This is a genomic window from Streptomyces sp. A1277 (assembly GCF_004795015.1).
GTDB lineage: Bacteria > Actinomycetota > Actinomycetes > Streptomycetales > Streptomycetaceae > Streptomyces.
This window is the reverse complement of the sequence record NZ_SSBI01000063.1, coordinates 22,217-38,006: the sequence shown is the minus strand read 5'-3', so window position 1 is coordinate 38,006 and position 15,790 is coordinate 22,217. Positions and strand designations below refer to the sequence as shown.

Genomic DNA, 15,790 nt, shown 5'->3' with positions numbered 1-15,790 from the left:
GCGCGGTGGGCGCACCGCCCGCGCCGGGCCGTGGCCGGCGGCCATGCCCCGCTCGACCCGGGCCAGCATCCGCTCCCGGTCGGGGCGGTGGGCCTCGGCGGCGTCCCGCAGCCGCCCGGACAGCTCCTCGTCCTTCACCGGTCTCCTCCGCTGCGCTGCGCCGCGACGGCCACCCGGACCCGCGCCGCGGGCGTCTCGGGCCCCAGCAGCCGCTGCAGTTCCGCGACGGCGCGCGAGGTCTGGCTCTTCACCGTACCCACCGAGATCCCCAGCACCAGCGAGGTGTCCCGCTCCGAGAGGTCGAAGGCGTGCCGCAGCACCACACAGGCGCGCTTGCGGAACGGCAGCCGGCGCAGCGCCTCCTGGACGTCGACCACCGCCGGCACGTCCGGTCCCTCGGCGGTGCCGTCCCCGCCGTCGCGCGGCGCCCAGAACAGCGCGATCCGGCGGCGTTCGCGCACCGCGCTGCGGATGCGGGTCCTGGCCAGGTTGGCGACGACCCCGCGCGCGTACGCCACCGGGTGGCCGGCCTCGCGGACCCGGTCCCAGCGGTGCCACAGCGCGAGCAGGGCGTCGGCCGCGAGGTCGTCGGCGGCATCGGCCTCACCCGTCAGCAGGTGGGCGAGGCGCGCGAGTCCGGCGTAGTGGGCCTCGAAGAACTCATGGAACTCGGCGGCGGCATCGTCGACGGCTGCGCCCACAGCTACCTCGTCCCTGCGCTCGATCCTGTGCACGCCCGGCCCGTGCGGAAATGTCCCGTGCGGGTACATCCCCGCCGCCGCCCGGGGCGGGCAGGGCGGGGCGTGAGCGTACCAGCGCCTCCCGCAAGCGCTTCGACACGGGTACGTACCCGCGGCGGGGCCGGTGCTACCGCCGCAGCGCCGCCTCCATCATCTTCCGGGCGATGGGGGCCGCGAGGCCGTTGCCGCTGACCTCGGAGGCGGCTGAGCCGGAGTCCTCCACGACGACGGCGACCGCGACCTCCTGGCCGCCGGACTTCGCGTACGAGGTGAACCAGGCGTACGGGGTGTTGCTGTTGTCCACGCCGTTCTCGGCGGTGCCGGTCTTCCCGCCCACCTCGGCGCCGTCGATCCGGGCGTTGGTGCCGGTGCCCTGCTCCACGACGGTCACCATGGCGCTGCGCAGCTGCTTGGCGGTGTCCGCGGAGACGATCCGCTCCGTGTCGCCGTCCTCGAAGTCCTCCAGCGTGCCGCCCTTGCCGTCGGTCACCTTGGAGACCATGTGCGGGGCGGCCAGCTCGCCGCCGTTGGCGAGGGCCGCGGAGACCATCGCCATCTGCAACGGGGTGGCGGTCACCTCGAACTGGCCGATGCCCGAGAGCGCCGTCTGCGCCTTGTCCATCTTTGCCGGGTACACGCTCTTCGAGGCCCGGACCGGCACGTCGAGCTTCTCGGTGTTGAAGCCGAACTTCTCCGCCATCGCCCGCACCTTGTCCTGGCCGAGGTCGGCGGCGGCCTTGCCGAAGACGTTGTTGCACGAGTACTGGAGCGCCACGCGCAGCGACGCGTTCTCGCAGGGGGCCGACGCGCTCTCGTTCCGCAGCGGGGTGGTGGTCCCGGGCAGCGTGTACGGGCTGGGGCTCTTCGTCCGCTCGTCGACCGAGCTGTAGAGGCCGTTCTCCAGCGCGGCGGAGGCCACGACCAGCTTGAACGTCGAACCGGGCGCCAGCGGCTGCCGCATCGCCCGGTTGACCAGCGGCTTGTCCGGGTCGGCGAGCAGCTTCTGCCAGGTCTCGCCGTCGCTGGTCCCGCTGATCGTGGACGGGTCGTAGGAAGGCGAGGAGACCATGCCGAGGATCTGTCCGCTCCGCGGGTCGATCGCCACGGCCGCGCCCTTGTCGTCACCGAGCGCGTCGCGCGCCGCCTTCTGCACGTCGGGGTCGATCGTCGTCACCACGTCACCGGGCGCGGCCCGCTGACCGGTCACCGCGCCCAGCGGGCTCTTCAGCCGGTCGTCGGTGCCGTCCAGCACACGGCTGTAGATCCCTTCGAGCTGGGTGGAGCCGTACGCCTGCGAGCCGTAGCCGGTCACGGCCGCGTAGAGGCCGCCCTGCCGGTAGGTCCGCTTGTACGCGAGATCGCTGCCCTCCGTCCGCTTCGAGCCCGTGACCGGGGAACCGGCCACGATGATGTCGCCCAGCGGCTGCGCGTACTGCGCGATGGTCTTCCGCCGGTTGTGGTCGTCGTCTGCGAGCGCCCCTGCCTGGTACGCCTGCACCCAGGTCGCCCGCCCCAGGAGGGCGAGGACCAGCAGCAGGCAGAAGACCGAGGCGCGCCTGATCGTCTTGTTCATCCCGCTGGAAGGACGAGCGGGAACCGGTCCCTCGTTCCCGGTTGTGCCGCTTCTCACCGATTCCTCATCATCGGCGGGGGTGCCGGCGCCGGGCGGGGCCTTCGGCCGTCAGAGCCGGCGGGTGGCGAGCGTCAGGCGGTCGCGCGCGTCGAACAGCGCGTCCTTGACCGTCTGTTCGTGCGCGGGCGTGAGCCGGGCGACCGGCACCGAGCAGCTGATGGCGTCCCGGGCCGGGGTGCGGTAGGGGACCGCGACACCGAAGCAGCGCAGCCCCAGCGTGTTCTCCTCGCGGTCCACGGCGTAGCCCTGCTCGCGGATCTGGTGCAGCTCCTCGATGAGCTTCTCCCGGTCGGTCAGGGTGTGCTCGGTCAGCGCGGGCAGCGTCTCGGGCAGCATCTTGCGGACCTGCTCGTCGCCGTAGGTGGCCAGCAGCGCCTTGCCGAGCGAGGTGGAGTGCGCGGGCAGCCGGCGCCCGACGCGGGTGAAGGGGCGCAGGTAGTGCTGGGACTGGCGGGTGGCGAGGTAGACCACGTTGGTGCCGTCGAGCCGGGCCAGGTGGATGGTCTCCGTGGTGTCGTCGGAGAGCCGGTCCAGGGTGGGGCGGGCCGCGGCGACCACCTCGTCCCCGTCGATGTAGGAGGTGCCGACGAGCAGGGCCCGTACGCCGATCCCGTACCGCGTGCCGGTCGCGTCCGTCTCCACCCACCCCAGCTCGACCAGGGTGCGCAGCAGCATGTAGAGGCTGGACTTGGGGTATCCGACGGCCTCCTGGACCGCGGCGAGCGAGTGCATACCGGGCCGCCCGGCGAAATACTCCAGCAGCTCCACCGTCCGTACCGCGGACTTGACCTGCGCTCCACCCGACTCGGCAACCGACATCGCCCTACGCCCCTTCCAGCCCACCGACGAAACCCCGGGACTTCTTGCCAACACCGAACGCCCGGAAATAGAGTCGCTTCATATTCACGATCAGGAACTCTGTTCAGAATACCGAACAACTTATACCGGACAGCGTCTGATGTGCGGCAGTGCAGCGGAAGGAATCATGGTGGCAGCAGCACCAGTCTGGAGCGTCGACCCCCGCACCGGGAACCCGCGCGAGCAGGTTGCGGTGGAGGCCACAGTCGAGGAGGTCGACCGCGCGGTCAGGGCCGCCCACGCCGTACGCGGCTCACTGGCCGACCGCACCGTGCGCGCCGCCTTCCTGCGCACCGCGGCCGAGCTGCTCACCGAGGCCGGTGAGCACGTCATCGAGGCCGCCGACGCCGAGACGGCCCTCGGCCCGGCCCGGCTGACCGGCGAACTCGCCCGCACCGCAGCCCAGTTGCGGGCCTTCGCCGAGGTCGTCGACGAGGGCGCCTTCCTCGACATCCACATCGACCACGCGGACGCCACCCGCACCCCGCCCTGGCCCGACCTGCGCCGCTACAAGATCCCGCTCGGCGTCGTCGCCGTCTACGCGGCCAGCAACTTCCCGCTCGCCTTCTCCGTCCCCGGCGGCGACACCGCCAGCGCCCTCGCGGCCGGCTGCCCCGTCGTCGTCAAGGCGCACCCCGACCACCCCGCGACCTCCGAGCTGTGCGCCTCCGTGCTGCGCCGGGCCGCCGTACGGGTCGGCCTGCCCGAGGACGTCGTGACCCTCCTGCACGGCTTCGAGGCCGGCGTCGCCCTCGTCAAGCACCCGCTCGTCAGCGCCGCGGGCTTCACCGGCTCGGTGCGCGGCGGACGCGCCCTGTTCGACGCGGCGGCCGCACGGCCGGCCCCCATCCCCTTCCACGGCGAGCTCGGCTCCCTCAACCCGGTCGTCGTCACCGAGGCGGCCGCCGCCGAGCGCGGCGAGCAGATCGGTACGGGCCTGGCCGGTTCGATGACCATGGGCGCGGGCCAGTTCTGCACGAAGCCCGGATTCGTCCTGGCCCCCGAGGGCGAGGGCGGCGACCGCTTCCTGAAGGCCCTCACCGAGGCCGTCAGCGACTCCGAGGCCGGCGTCCTGCTCGACCACCGGATGCGCGACGCCTTCCTCGCCGGAGTGACCGAGCGGACCGCGCTCCCCGACGTGCACGCCCCCGTCACCCCCGGCGCGGGCAGTGAACACACCGTCGCGGCCGGCTTCCTGACCGTCCCGGCCCGGCTGCTCACCGCCGAGGGCCCGCACGACGCGCTCCTGGAGGAGTGCTTCGGCCCCGTCACCGTCGTCGCCCGCTACGCCTCCGAGGACGAGATCACCGCCGTCCTGTCCCGGCTGCCCGGCAACCTCACCGCCACCCTCCACATCGCCGCCGAGGAGGCCGCCGGCAGCGCGGCCGGGCTGCTGGCCGAGCTCACCCCGCTCGCCGGCCGCGTCCTCGTCAACGGCTGGCCGACCGGCGTCGCCGTCGCCCCCGCCCAGCACCACGGCGGCCCCTACCCGGCCACCACCTCCACCTCCACCTCGGTCGGCGCCACCGCCATCGAACGCTGGCTGCGCCCGGTCAGCTACCAGACCACCCCCGAAGCGCTCCTCCCGCCGGAGCTGCGCGAGGACAACCCGCTGGGCCTGCCCCGCCGCGTGAACGGACGACCCGCATGACCACCACACTCCCCGGACTCCCCTTCGCCCTGGAGCCGTTCGGCCCCGCCGCCGACTGGAGCCACGAGAACGGCGTGCTCACCGGCCGCGCCGGCGCCCGGCAGGACCGCTTCGTCCCGCCGGGCGGTGAGAGCCTCGACTCCGTGAGCGACGCGCCCCGGCTGCTGGGCGCCGCCCCCGAGGGCGACTTCCAGCTGATCGCCCGGGTCCGGGTGGGCTTCGCCGCCGCCTTCGACGCGGGCGTCCTCTACCTCCATGTCGGCGAGCAGGAGTGGGCCAAGCTCTGCCTGGAGCTCTCCCCGGACCGCCCGACCGTCTGCACCGTCGTCACCCGCGGCCACTCCGACGACGTCAACTCCTTCGTCGTGGACGGCGACAGCTACTGGCTGCGCCTGAGCCGTACGGGCCACGCCTTCGCATTCCACGCCTCGGCCGATGGCGAGAAGTGGACCTTCGTCCGCGTCTTCGCCCTGGGCGCGCCGGAGCAGGCGGCCGCCGCCTCCATCGGCTTCCTCGCCCAGTCGCCCACGGGCGAGGGCTGCGAGGTGGCCTTCGACCGGATCGAGTTCCGCCCGACCGGCCTCGCCGACCTCCGCGACGGCAGCTGACGGCCCCCCGGGCCGGGCGGCGTACACGGGCGAAATCCCGTACCGGTGCGCCGCCCGGCCGTGAGAGCCTGCCAGACGGCTCCGGAGGCCGGGGCGCGCGGGGGGAGAGACCGTCATGGGTGTGCATCTGATCGGCGGCGGCTGGGACGAGGACGTCGCGCCGCTCGTCTACGGCCCGTTCCTCGCCGAGGTGGGGGACGAGGGCGTGGTGGGATGCCTGCTCCTCGACGAGGGGGACGGCGCCGAGCAGTTCACCCGCTACGCCACCGTGCTGCGGCGGGTGGCCCCCGGCGTCAGGCCGGTCCCGCTGCTCGTACCGGAGGGCGGCGTGTTCGCACCCGGGGAGCTGGACGGGCTGGACGGGCTACTGGTCGGCGGCGGGCTGACCCCCGCCTATCAGGACGCCCTCGCCCCGGTACGGGAGGCCGTCGCACGGATCATCACCGAACGCCCGCTGCCCTACGCGGGCTTCTCCGCCGGCGCGGTCGTCGCCGCCCGCCGCGCCCTGGTCGGCGGATGGCTGGACCGGGGCGTCCCCGTCTGCCCCGACGACGCGGCGGAGGACCTGGAGGAGATCGAGGTCCGCGACGGCCTGGGACTCCTCCCGTACACCGTCGAGGTGCACGCATCCGCCTGGGGGACGTTCGGGCGGCTGGTCGCGGCGGTGGCCCGGGGCGAGGCGGCTTCGGGCGTCGCCCTGGACGAGAACACCCTGCTGTCCGTCGCGCCCGACGGCTGGGCGACGGCGGCCGGGGCGGGACAGGCGCGCCTGGTGCGCGGCGGGGCGGAGCCCGGTTCCGTCGTCGTGCACGCCCGGCGCGCGGGGGAGCGGTTCGCCCTCTGAGCCCCGTACGGGAACCGGCTGAAAGGCGGGCGCGTCCCTCACTCCATGATCCGTACCGCTACCGCCGCCGATCTTGACGCCATAGTCACCCTGCACACCGAGGCCCGGGCCACCTACTACCGCGGCCACCTGCCCGAGGAGGAGTACGCCGGCGAGGCAGAGGTCGGCCGCAGCCGGGACGGCTGGGCCGGCGCCATCGACCGGGAGGGCGCCACCGTCCTCTGCGCCGAATCGGACGGCGCCCTCGTCGGCATCGCCGCCTACTCCGTGCGCGACGGCCTCATGAACCTCACCCAGTTCCACGTCTCCCCGGCCCACTGGCGCGAGGGAATCGGCAGCGCCCTGCACCTCGCGTGCCTGGCCGACTGGCAGCGGCAGGGGGTGACGGACGTCCGCCTTGAGGTCTTCGCTCCCAACACCCGCGCCCGGGCCTTCTACTCCGCCTGCGGCTGGACCTCCGACCCGGACAACCCCCGCGCGGGCGACCACCTGGTCCTGCGCCTCGCGGTGCCGCCGGCCGGGCAGGGCTGAGCGGGAGACCGTTCCCGGCAGGCGCGCGGTCCGGGGAATGAGACGGGCCGCGTGTGCGTTGGCGCGGGGAGCGGAGGGTGCCTCCGCGCTGTGTGAGCAGCCGCCCGAGAGTCCGGAGAGAAGAAGAGTCATGCGCGTCGAGATCTGGAGCGACATCGCCTGCCCGTGGTGCTACATCGGCAAGGCCCGCTTCGAGAAGGGCCTCGCGGGCTTCGCCCACCGCGACGAGGTCGAGGTGGTGCACCGGTCCTTCGAGCTCGACCCCGGGCGTGCCAAGGGCGACACCGAGCAGGTCATCGACATGCTGGCGCAGAAGTACGGGCGCACCCCCGAGGAGGCCCGCTCGATGGAGGCCAACGTCGCGGCCAACGCACAGGCCGAGGGCCTCGGCTACCGCACCGAGGGCCGGGACCACGGCTCCACGTTCGACATCCACCGGCTGCTGCACCTGGCCAAGGCGCGCGGCCGCCAGGACGAGCTGCTGACGCTCGCCTACCGGGCGAACTTCGCCGAGGACCGTTCCGTCTTCGACGAGGCGGTACTCGTGGAACTGGCCGTCGAGGCCGGTCTCGACGCCGAGGAGTCGCGCGCGGTGCTCGCCGACCCGCAGGCGTACGCCGCCGAGGTGCGGGCCGACGAGCAGGAGGCGTCCGAGCTGGGCGCCAACGCCGTGCCGTTCTTCGTGTTCGACCGGCGCTACGGCATCTCCGGCGGCCAGCCCGCCGAGGTCTTCGCCCAGGCGCTGGAACAGGCGTGGAAGGACCGCCCGGTGACCGCGTCCGGCGGTGACGCCGCAGCCTGCGACGCCGACGGCGCGTGCGAGGTCCCCGGCGCGGCCGGGACCGCCTGACCCACGTGGACCCGTGGCAGCCCCGACACATAAGCATTGCTTGGGTTTTTCCGTGAAATTTTGTCAATTGACCCAAGGTCGGGGAGGCGCCAGGCTGGGCGCATGATGACGTCTTCGCTCAGCCGTGTCGTGGCCGACGAGTTCGCGCCGGAGACCACCTACCTCAACACCTCCACCTGCGGGCTGCTGCCCCGCCGCACCGTGGACGCCGTGAAGGCCCTCGTCGAGGAGAACGCCCGTGGCAGCAGGGCCGGGTCGGGGGACTTCGGGGCGGTGGACCGGGCCCGGGACGGGTTCGCCCGGATCGCCGGGGTCGCGGCCGGCCGGGTCGCCGTCGGCAGCTCGGTCGCCGGCCACGTCGGGCTGATCGCGTCCTCGCTGCCGCCGGGGGCCGAAGTCCTGGCGCCCGAGGGCGAGTTCAGCTCGGTCGTCAGCCCGTTCGCGGTCCGGGGCGACCTCACCGTGCGGTACGCGCCGCTGGAGGAACTGGCCGACGCCGTGCGCCCCGGGACCGCGCTGGTCGCCTTCTCCTCGGTGCAGTCCGCCGACGGCCGGCGCGCGGACCTGGACGCGGTCCGGGCCGCGGCGGCCGCCCACGGCGCCCGGACCCTGCTGGACGCCACCCAGTCGGCCGGCTGGCTGCCGCTGGACGCCGGGGCGTACGACTACACGGTCACCGCGGGCTTCAAGTACCTGCTCTGCCCCAGGGGTACGTCGTTCCTCACCGTCACCGAGGAGGCGCAGGAGGGCCTGGCGCCCGTCTTCGCCGGATGGGTCGCGGCCGAGGACCCGTGGGGCAGCACCTACGGGCCGGTCACCAAGCTCGCCCCGGACGCCCGCCGCTACGACGAGCCGCCCGCCTTCCTCTCGTACCACGGGGCCGAGCAGTCCCTCGCGCTGCTCCACGAGATCGGCGTCGAGGCGCTGCACGACCACGCCCTGAAGCTCGCGGACCGCTTCCGCTCAGGCGTGGCCGCCCTCGGGCACCCCACCGTCCCCGCGGACACCGTCGTCGTCGCGGTGCCCGGCCTCGGCGGCCGGGCACCGGAGCTGGAGCGGGCCGGGGTGATGGTCGCCGGCCGGGCCGGCAACCTGCGGGCGTCCTTCCACCTCTACAACACCGAGGCGGACGTGGACCGCGCCCTGGACGTGCTCGCCGGCTGACTCAGTCCTGCGGGCCGTCCTCCAGCGGGGCGCCGTGCCACTTCCACGAGGTGACGCGCTCGCGGCCCGGCAGGTCTCCGCGGCCGGTGGACCAGAGCAGTACGGCCCACCGGTCCGCGTCGTCCGGCGCTTCGGGAAAGAGCCGGGCCAGCACCCGGTCGCACAGGGCGGCGGGCGGCTCCCAGGAGACGCCCAGGCCCGACGCGATGTCATGGGCGTGCACCAGGGTCTCCACGACGCCCATGGCCGCGAAGCCCTCCGGGTCGGAGACCCCGTACCCGTGGTACGAGCGGACGTCAGGGGCGGCCGTGCGGACCATCGCGGACAGCAGCGCGCCGCTCGCCTCCAGGGTCTGGAGCAGTCCCGCCGTGCCGGCCTCCGGGTCCGCGAAGACCGCGTTCCACGGGCCCCCGTCGCGCTGCGGGGCCCAGCGGTAGGGCACCTCGGTCTCCAGCAGCGGCGTGCGCGGGCCCAGTTGGACGGCGTACGCGAACAGGTCGTCGCTCAGGTGCTCCGCGGTCTCCCAGCAGTCCCAGCGCAGCGTGCCGGCCGGGACGCGCCAGTCGGCGTCCGCGGCGGCGGCGAGGGCGTCGACCGTCAGCCGGACCGCCTCGGTCACGTCGTCGGCGGTGACCGGCAGCCGCCTACCGGTGAGCGCCGCCCGTTCGGCCGCGCCGCACTCCACGCAGAACTCGTTGCCCTCCGGGTCGGCCAGGGTCACCCAGCCGCGGCCGTTCGGCTTGCGGTGGTCGGCGACCAGGGTGGCGCCGAGGGCCAGCAGCCGCTCGACCTCCTCGTCCCGGGTGCGGTCCTGGGGCTGGACGTCCAGGTGGACGCGGTTCTTGGTCTGCTTCTTGTCGGGCACGGTGACGAACAGGAGAGCCGCGCCGGGCGTTTCGAGCAGCGCCTCGGGATCACCGGGAAAGTCGTCGTCGGCAAGCGCTCCGCCCAGCACCTGCGCCCAGAACGATCCGAGCTCGTAGGCGTCCACGCAGTCGACGGTGACGTGATGTATGTGAGAGGTCATTCGCCCACTGTCGCCGCCGAACCGTGCCGCCGTCCAGCGAGTTGAATCCGGTGCCGGGCCCCGCGAGCGGTCGGCCCGGGACCGGTCAATTCCGTTCCTCCCGGCTGTACAGCCGCCGTCCCCGCCCCTCCTCGTCCGGGCCCCAGAAGTCGGCGTACTCCGTGTCGTCGACCAAGCCGGAGACCCGGAAGACGCCGACGGGGGTATCGGGCTCCTTCACCTGGAGCGAGCGCTGCTCGCCCTTCGCGTCGAGGTAGTCCACCCTCAGGTGGTACTCGACGTACTCCTTGCCCAGGAGCTTCGCCTCCACCGCCATGACGAAGCCCTCTCCCGCCTTGAGGACCTGTGACGTGCGGCTGAAGTACGGCTTTCCGGCCTGGGTGAACGCGGGAGACCGCTTGTCCAGGTCCAGCTGGACCGGAACGCTGTCCTCGGCCTCGCCTCCGAGGGGTTCGATCATCGTGGCGCGGAGTGCCCCGGAGCGGCGCGTGATCACGGGGACGACGTCCACGACCCGGACCGGGGAGGAGGAGACATTGGTGACGGCGATCTTGTACGCGGTCTTGTTGATCGACGTGGCCCTGATCCTCCGCAGCAGGCTGTTCCATTCCTCCGGAGCCACATCCCCATGGGTCACCGCGTACGTGTCCGCGGCGCCCGACACACGGTGCTCGGAGACGAGGAAAGTGCCGCCCCCCTCCGGTATGACCGCCACCTTGACCGGCACCGCCGGTTCCGGGCGCGGCGAGGCCGGGGCCGCTGATGTCCCGTCCTGCGGCGCGGCGGCGGCCGGTTTCCCGTCACCGCTCAGCGCGTCCGTGACGGCGTCCTGGAGCGTGCTGCCCAGGCCGGTGATGAGGCCGACGATCACGGCGGACACCCCGGCCAGCACCGACGCCGTGATGACCGCACGGGCCGAATTCCGCTCGGCCTGCGGGCCGTCCGTGCTCCGTCGCCGTTCGGACACCCGTCGAAGGCGCTCGCCCTGACCGGTCCGTCGCGCCATGGTTCCCCCCAACACACATTCCGAATCCCATGATTCTAATGGGGCGTCCGGGGGCGGCCCCGGGGATTACCGGTGTGCGGTGATCACGCCGAAGGGGCGGTGCGCGCAGCCGCGTACCGCCCCAACAGGCCGTTCGGGGAACCTACTTCACCGGCGTGAAGTCGCGCGCACCGATGAACTCCGGGCGGCGGACCGGAGCCGCGAAGGGCTCCTGGGCCGTGTTCTCCACACTGTTGAACACGATGAACACGTTGCTGCGCGGGTACGGGGTGATGTTGTCGCCCGAGCCGTGCATCGCGTTGCAGTCGAACCAGGTGGCCGAACCCGGCTTGCCCGTGAAGAGCCTGATGCCGTGCCGGTCGGCCATCTTCGTCAGCGCCTCGTCGGACGGGGTGCCGGCGTCCTGCATCTGGAGCGACTTCTTGTAGTTGTCCTTCGGCGTCTCGCCCGCGCAGCCGAGGAACGACTTGTGCGAGCCGGGCATGATCATCAGCCCGCCGTTGGTGTCGTGGTTCTCGGTCAGCGCGATCGACACGGACACCGTCCGCATGTTCGGCAGACCGTCCTCGGCGTGCCAGGTCTCGAAGTCCGAGTGCCAGTAGAACCCCGAGGCACCGAAACCGGGCTTGACGTTGATCCGCGACTGGTGGACGTAGACGTCCGAGCCGAGGATCTGGCGGGCCCGGCCCACCACCCGCTCGTCGCTGACCAGCCGGGCGAAGACCTCGCTGATCCGGTGGACCTCGAAGACCGACCGTACGGACTGCGACTTGGGCTCGATGATCGAGCGCTCGTCGGCGCGTACGGCCGGATCGGCGATCAGCCGTTCCAGTTCGGCGTGGTAGCCGGCCACCTCGTCCGGGGCGATCAGCTGCTCGACGGTGAGGAAGCCGTCGTGCTCGTAGCCCTGCAGTTCCTTGGCGGTGATCGGACCCGGCGCGCCCGGCGCGGACCAGATGACCGGGTCCTGGCGGGGAGTGGTCATCTCGGCGGCGCCGCGCGAGGGGTACAGGTCGGTGCGTACGTCGGTGGTCATGGGGTCAGCCCTCCTCGGTCAGCAGTGGATAGACACCGTTCTCGTCGTGCTCCTCCCGTCCGGTGACCGGCGGGTTGAAGACGCAGACGCAGCGGAAGTCCGTCTTGGGACGCATCGTGTGGTGCTCGTGGCCGTTGAGCAGATACATCGTGCCCGGCGTGATCCAGTGCTTCTCACCGGTCTCGTCGTTGGTCAGCTCGGCCTCGCCCTCCACACACAGGACCGCCTCGATGTGGTTGGCGTACCACATCGACGTCTCGGTGCCGGCGTACATCGTGGTCTCGTGGAGCGAGAAGCCGACCTTCTCCTGGGCGAGCACGATGCGCTTGCTCTCCCAGGTGCCGGACGCGGCCTTCACATGCCGGTCGGTGTTCTCGATGTCGGCGAACGATCGGACGATCACGGTGGCTCGGTGCCTTTCTCTCTACGACGGTGTTGTGTGCGGGGGCCGCCTCGGCGGCCCCCGGGATCAGGCGGTCTCGCGGACGGCGCGGGCCAGCGTGCGCAGGCCCTCGTCCAGCTCCTCCGGCGTGATGGTGAGCGGCGGCAGCAGCTTCACGACCTCGCTCTGCGGGCCCGAGGTCTCCAGCAGCAGCCCCAGCTGGAACGCGCGGGCGCAGACGGCCGACGCGCGGGTCGGGTCGTCGAACTCCAGGCCCCAGACCAGGCCGCGGCCGCGGAAGCGCGCGGTGTCGTGCTCGCCGCAGATGGCCAGCATCGTCTGCTCGACCTGCTCGCCCCGGGCCAGCGTCTGCTTCTCCATCTGGCCGTCCGCCCAGTAGGCGTCGAGCGCGGCGGCCGCGGTGACGAACGCCGGGTTGTTGCCGCGGAAGGTCCCGTTGTGCTCGCCCGGCTCCCAGATGTCCAGCTCCGGCTTGAACAGGCACAGGGCCATGGGCAGTCCGTAGCCGCTGATGGACTTCGACAGCGTCACGATGTCCGGCGTGATGCCGGCCTCCTCGAAGGAGAAGAAGCCGCCGGTGCGGCCGCAGCCCATCTGGATGTCGTCGACGATCAGCAGCATGTCCTGGCGGTGGCACAGGTCCTGGAGCGCGCGCAGCCACTCGGCGCGGGCGACGTTGATGCCGCCCTCGCCCTGGACCGTCTCCACGATCACGGCGGCCGGCTTGTTGAGCCCGGAGCCCTGGTCCTCCAGGAGCCGTTCGAACCAGAGGAAGTCGGGGACCTGGCCGTCGAAGTAGTTGTCGAACGGCATCGGCGTGCCGTGCACCAGCGGGATGCCGGCACCGGCCCGCTTGAAGGCGTTGCCGGTCACGGCCAGCGAGCCGAGCGACATGCCGTGGAAGGCGTTGGTGAACGAGACGACGGACTCGCGGCCCTTGACCTTGCGGGCCAGCTTCAGCGCCGACTCGACGGCGTTGGTGCCCGTCGGGCCGGGGAACATCACCTTGTACGGCAGGTCGCGGGGGCGCAGGACGACGTTCTGGAAGGTGTCCAGGAAGGCCCGTTTGGCGGTGGTCGCCATGTCGAGGCCGTGCGTGATGCCGTCGCGTTCGATGTAGTCGATCAGCGCGCGCTTGAGCACCGGGTTGTTGTGGCCGTAGTTGAGCGAGCCCGCGCCGGCGAAGAAGTCCAGGTACGAGTGGCCGTCCTCGTCGGTCAGCCGGGCGCCCTGGGCGCGGTCGAACACGGCGGGCCAGCCGCGGCAGTAGCTCCGTACCTCGGATTCCAGGGTCTCGAAGACACTGAGGGCGGGCGGGGTGATGGTCACAGCGGGTCTCCTGCGTGAGGTGGTGTGACGGGCGGCGGTGAAGGGGGGCTGCGGCGGGCCGGCGGCCCGGCGGGGGAAGTGCCTGCTCAGGTGTGGAACGGGCCGATGCGGTAGAGCACTTCCGGCAGGTGGGTGCCTTCGGGGAACAGGCCGCCGTCGAAGAGCACCTCGCGCTCCAGGGCCACGTCGTGGCGCTGCGCGTAGGAGGTGAACAGGCGGTCCGATGCGGTGTTGTCCGGGGTGACGGTCGTCTCGACCGAGGCGAGGCCCTGCTCGGCGGCGACCCGCGCGGTCAGGGAGTCCAGCAGCTTCGCCGCCAGGCCGGTCCCGCGGTGGCCGTGGTCGACGGCCACCTGCCAGACGACGAGCGTCTCGGGGCGGTCGGGCCTGATGTACCCCGTCACGAAGGCGACCGGGGCGCCGGTCTCGTCGCGGGCGACCACGGAGGTCGCCGCGAAGTCACGGCACCACAGCAGGTAGCTGTACGAGGAGTTGAGGTCCAGGACCTCGGAGTCGCGGGCGATGCGCCAGATCGCGGCTCCGTCCTCCACTCGCGGAGTGTCGATGGTGAGGAATTCGCTTCGGGCACTTGCAAAATCTGCTGGTGCGGCGGTCATGGCAATTGAATTTACCTAGCAAATTTCGAAATTGCATCGACGCGAAGGGTTGGGTGGAGCGGTGCACTGTGTTATCAGGCGGGTGCGTGCACCGGCGCGAACCCATTGCGCTTTCTCCCGTTTTGACCCTTATTTATCGGGCAAATCGCCGACTGCGTGGAGTCGGTCACAAGCTCATAACTCTCTCCACACACAACCGGAATGCGCCCCACGAGCCCCTTTGGAACTGGGGTGTTTAGCTCCGGGGAAAGCGGGCAGAAGAATGCGGGGAGCTGCTCTGAATAAGGCAGCTCCCCGCATTTATGGATGGCAGTGCGATTTATGCGCTGGGCCAGGTTTCCGAAACGGCCTTCCGGGCAGCTTCCAGATCGACCTGCCGGCCCGCGTCGGCCAGCGCCGCCCCCAGAGCCGCGAGCGAGGACAGCACCGCGCCCCGCGTCGCATCCACCCCGTAGTGATTGACCCGGATCATCTCCTTGGACAGCGCCCCGCCGCCCGCGATCAGCGGCAGCGAGGGCTCACCCGCCAGCGCCCGTGCCACCAGCTCCGAGGCGTCCACGCCTTCGGGCGTACGCAGCGTGGTCGCCACCGGGGCCGCGTCCCGCGCCTCGTGCACGTACGGGGTCAGGCCGCCGCCCAGCGCCACCGCGCCGGCCCGGGTGGCCGCCGCTGCCGCCGCGTGACGGGCCATCAGCGCGTCCAGGCCCTCCGCCTCGATCCGCTCCACGCACGCCTCCAGGGCCAGCATCTCCAGCTGCGCCGGGGCGTGCGGCAGCGCCTTGCGGCCCCCGTCGATCCAGCGCTCCTTCCAGTCCAGGAGCGACAGGTAGGAGCGGCGCGGGGCCTGCGGGTTGGCGGCGATCCGCTCCCAGGCCCGCGCGCTCACCGACACCGCCGACACCCCGGCCGGACCGCCCATCGCCTTCTGCGCGCCGATCACGCACAGGTCCACGCCCCAGGCGTCCGGCAGCAGCGGCTCGGCGCCCACCGACGCGACGGCGTCCAGCATGAACAGCGCCCCGTGCGCCCGGACGACCTCGCCGATCTCCGCGACCGGGTTGGTGTTGCCGGTCGCCGCCTCGGCGTGGACCAGCGAGACGAAGTCGATCTCCGGGTGCGCGGCCAGCGCGTCGGCGACCTGGCCGGCGGTGACGGCCGTGTGGAACGGCACCTCCAGATCGACGACCTCGGCCCCGCAGTCGCGCAGCCAGTTGCCGAAGGTCTGCCCGTAGGGGCCGGTCACCACGTTCAGCGCCGTCGAACCGGGCCGGGCGCCGCCCCTGATGCAGCCTTCGAGGGGGAGCAGCGCCTCGCCCTGCATGACGACGACGTCCTGCTCGGTGGCCAGCAGACCGGCCACCCGCCGCTCGATCGCCGCGAAGTGCGCGGCGGTCAGCGGGGTGAGGTCGAGGAAGGGGTGCGTCACGGCGGTGCTCTCTTCGGGTTCGGATCGGTGGGCGCCCGGCCTGCGTGCCGGGCCTGCTCCGAGGGTA

Annotated in this window: 16 protein-coding genes; 6 read left to right on the top strand and 10 right to left on the bottom strand. The window is 72.3% G+C overall.

The annotated features are described in order from the left end of the window. Positions 1–134: 134 nt before the first annotated feature. The 3 genes from E6R18_RS30995 to E6R18_RS30985 all read right to left on the bottom strand — a co-directional run bounded on the left by E6R18_RS30995 (position 135) and on the right by E6R18_RS30985 (position 3,192). Positions 135–701, bottom strand: a complete 567-nt coding sequence (locus tag E6R18_RS30995) for a SigE family RNA polymerase sigma factor (protein ID WP_136320207.1) — start codon at positions 699–701, stop codon at positions 135–137. A 166-nt stretch (positions 702–867) separates the two neighbouring features. Further along, positions 868–2,313 carry a penicillin-binding transpeptidase domain-containing protein gene (locus tag E6R18_RS30990; RefSeq protein ID WP_136320205.1) on the bottom strand — a complete coding sequence of 482 codons (1,446 nt, stop codon included), beginning with the start codon at positions 2,311–2,313 and terminating at the stop codon, positions 868–870. A 108-nt stretch (positions 2,314–2,421) separates the two neighbouring features. Continuing rightward, positions 2,422–3,192, bottom strand: coding sequence for an IclR family transcriptional regulator (locus E6R18_RS30985; RefSeq protein ID WP_136320204.1), 771 nt, complete (start codon positions 3,190–3,192; stop codon positions 2,422–2,424). A gap of 169 nt (positions 3,193–3,361) precedes the next feature. On the opposite strand from E6R18_RS30985, the gene E6R18_RS30980 reads away from it, so the two are divergent. From E6R18_RS30980 to E6R18_RS30955, 6 genes are all read left to right on the top strand, one after another. Continuing rightward, positions 3,362–4,882: an aldehyde dehydrogenase (NADP(+)) gene (locus E6R18_RS30980; RefSeq protein WP_136320203.1), complete on the top strand. Its 1,521-nt coding sequence runs from the start codon at positions 3,362–3,364 to the stop codon at positions 4,880–4,882. Beyond that, positions 4,879–5,490, top strand: coding sequence for a DUF1349 domain-containing protein (locus E6R18_RS30975; RefSeq protein ID WP_136320202.1), 612 nt, complete (start codon positions 4,879–4,881; stop codon positions 5,488–5,490). The genes E6R18_RS30980 and E6R18_RS30975 overlap by 4 nt, the downstream gene beginning before the upstream one ends. A 115-nt stretch (positions 5,491–5,605) precedes the next feature. After that, entirely contained in the window at positions 5,606–6,334 is a 729-nt protein-coding gene (locus E6R18_RS30970; protein WP_136320201.1) for a hypothetical protein, read from the top strand. A gap of 45 nt (positions 6,335–6,379) precedes the next feature. After that, positions 6,380–6,865 (top strand): GNAT family N-acetyltransferase, encoded by a 486-nt coding sequence (locus E6R18_RS30965; protein ID WP_136320200.1) that lies wholly within the window; start codon positions 6,380–6,382, stop codon positions 6,863–6,865. Positions 6,866–6,995: 130 nt separating this feature from the next. Continuing rightward, entirely contained in the window at positions 6,996–7,715 is a 720-nt protein-coding gene (locus tag E6R18_RS30960) for a DsbA family oxidoreductase (protein ID WP_136320199.1), read from the top strand. Between the two features lie 102 nt (positions 7,716–7,817). Further along, the gene (locus E6R18_RS30955; RefSeq protein ID WP_136320198.1) at positions 7,818–8,879 is read left to right on the top strand and encodes an aminotransferase class V-fold PLP-dependent enzyme; all 1,062 of its coding nucleotides are present in this window, start codon (positions 7,818–7,820) and stop codon (positions 8,877–8,879) included. Between the two features lies 1 nt (position 8,880). Here the strand turns inward: E6R18_RS30955 and E6R18_RS30950 are convergent, their stop codons facing one another. The 7 genes from E6R18_RS30950 to E6R18_RS30920 all read right to left on the bottom strand — a co-directional run bounded on the left by E6R18_RS30950 (position 8,881) and on the right by E6R18_RS30920 (position 15,723). Then, positions 8,881–9,906, bottom strand: a complete 1,026-nt coding sequence (locus E6R18_RS30950) for a VOC family protein (protein ID WP_136320197.1) — start codon at positions 9,904–9,906, stop codon at positions 8,881–8,883. A gap of 85 nt (positions 9,907–9,991) precedes the next feature. Next, entirely contained in the window at positions 9,992–10,873 is an 882-nt protein-coding gene (locus tag E6R18_RS30945; protein WP_136320196.1) for a hypothetical protein, read from the bottom strand. Positions 10,874–11,054: 181 nt separating this feature from the next. Continuing rightward, positions 11,055–11,948, bottom strand: a complete 894-nt coding sequence (gene thpD, locus E6R18_RS30940) for an ectoine hydroxylase (protein WP_136205940.1) — start codon at positions 11,946–11,948, stop codon at positions 11,055–11,057. Between the two features lie 4 nt (positions 11,949–11,952). Further along, a complete protein-coding gene (locus tag E6R18_RS30935; protein ID WP_018553312.1) occupies positions 11,953–12,351 on the bottom strand; it encodes an ectoine synthase in 399 nt (132 codons plus the stop codon). 66 nt (positions 12,352–12,417) lie between these two features. Continuing rightward, positions 12,418–13,680, bottom strand: coding sequence for a diaminobutyrate--2-oxoglutarate transaminase (gene ectB, locus E6R18_RS30930; RefSeq protein ID WP_136320195.1), 1,263 nt, complete (start codon positions 13,678–13,680; stop codon positions 12,418–12,420). Positions 13,681–13,766: 86 nt separating this feature from the next. Further along, positions 13,767–14,297, bottom strand: a complete 531-nt coding sequence (gene ectA / locus E6R18_RS30925; RefSeq protein WP_276607277.1) for a diaminobutyrate acetyltransferase — start codon at positions 14,295–14,297, stop codon at positions 13,767–13,769. A gap of 319 nt (positions 14,298–14,616) precedes the next feature. Further along, a complete protein-coding gene (locus E6R18_RS30920; protein ID WP_136320193.1) occupies positions 14,617–15,723 on the bottom strand; it encodes an aminotransferase class V-fold PLP-dependent enzyme in 1,107 nt (368 codons plus the stop codon). Positions 15,724–15,790: the final 67 nt, after the last annotated feature.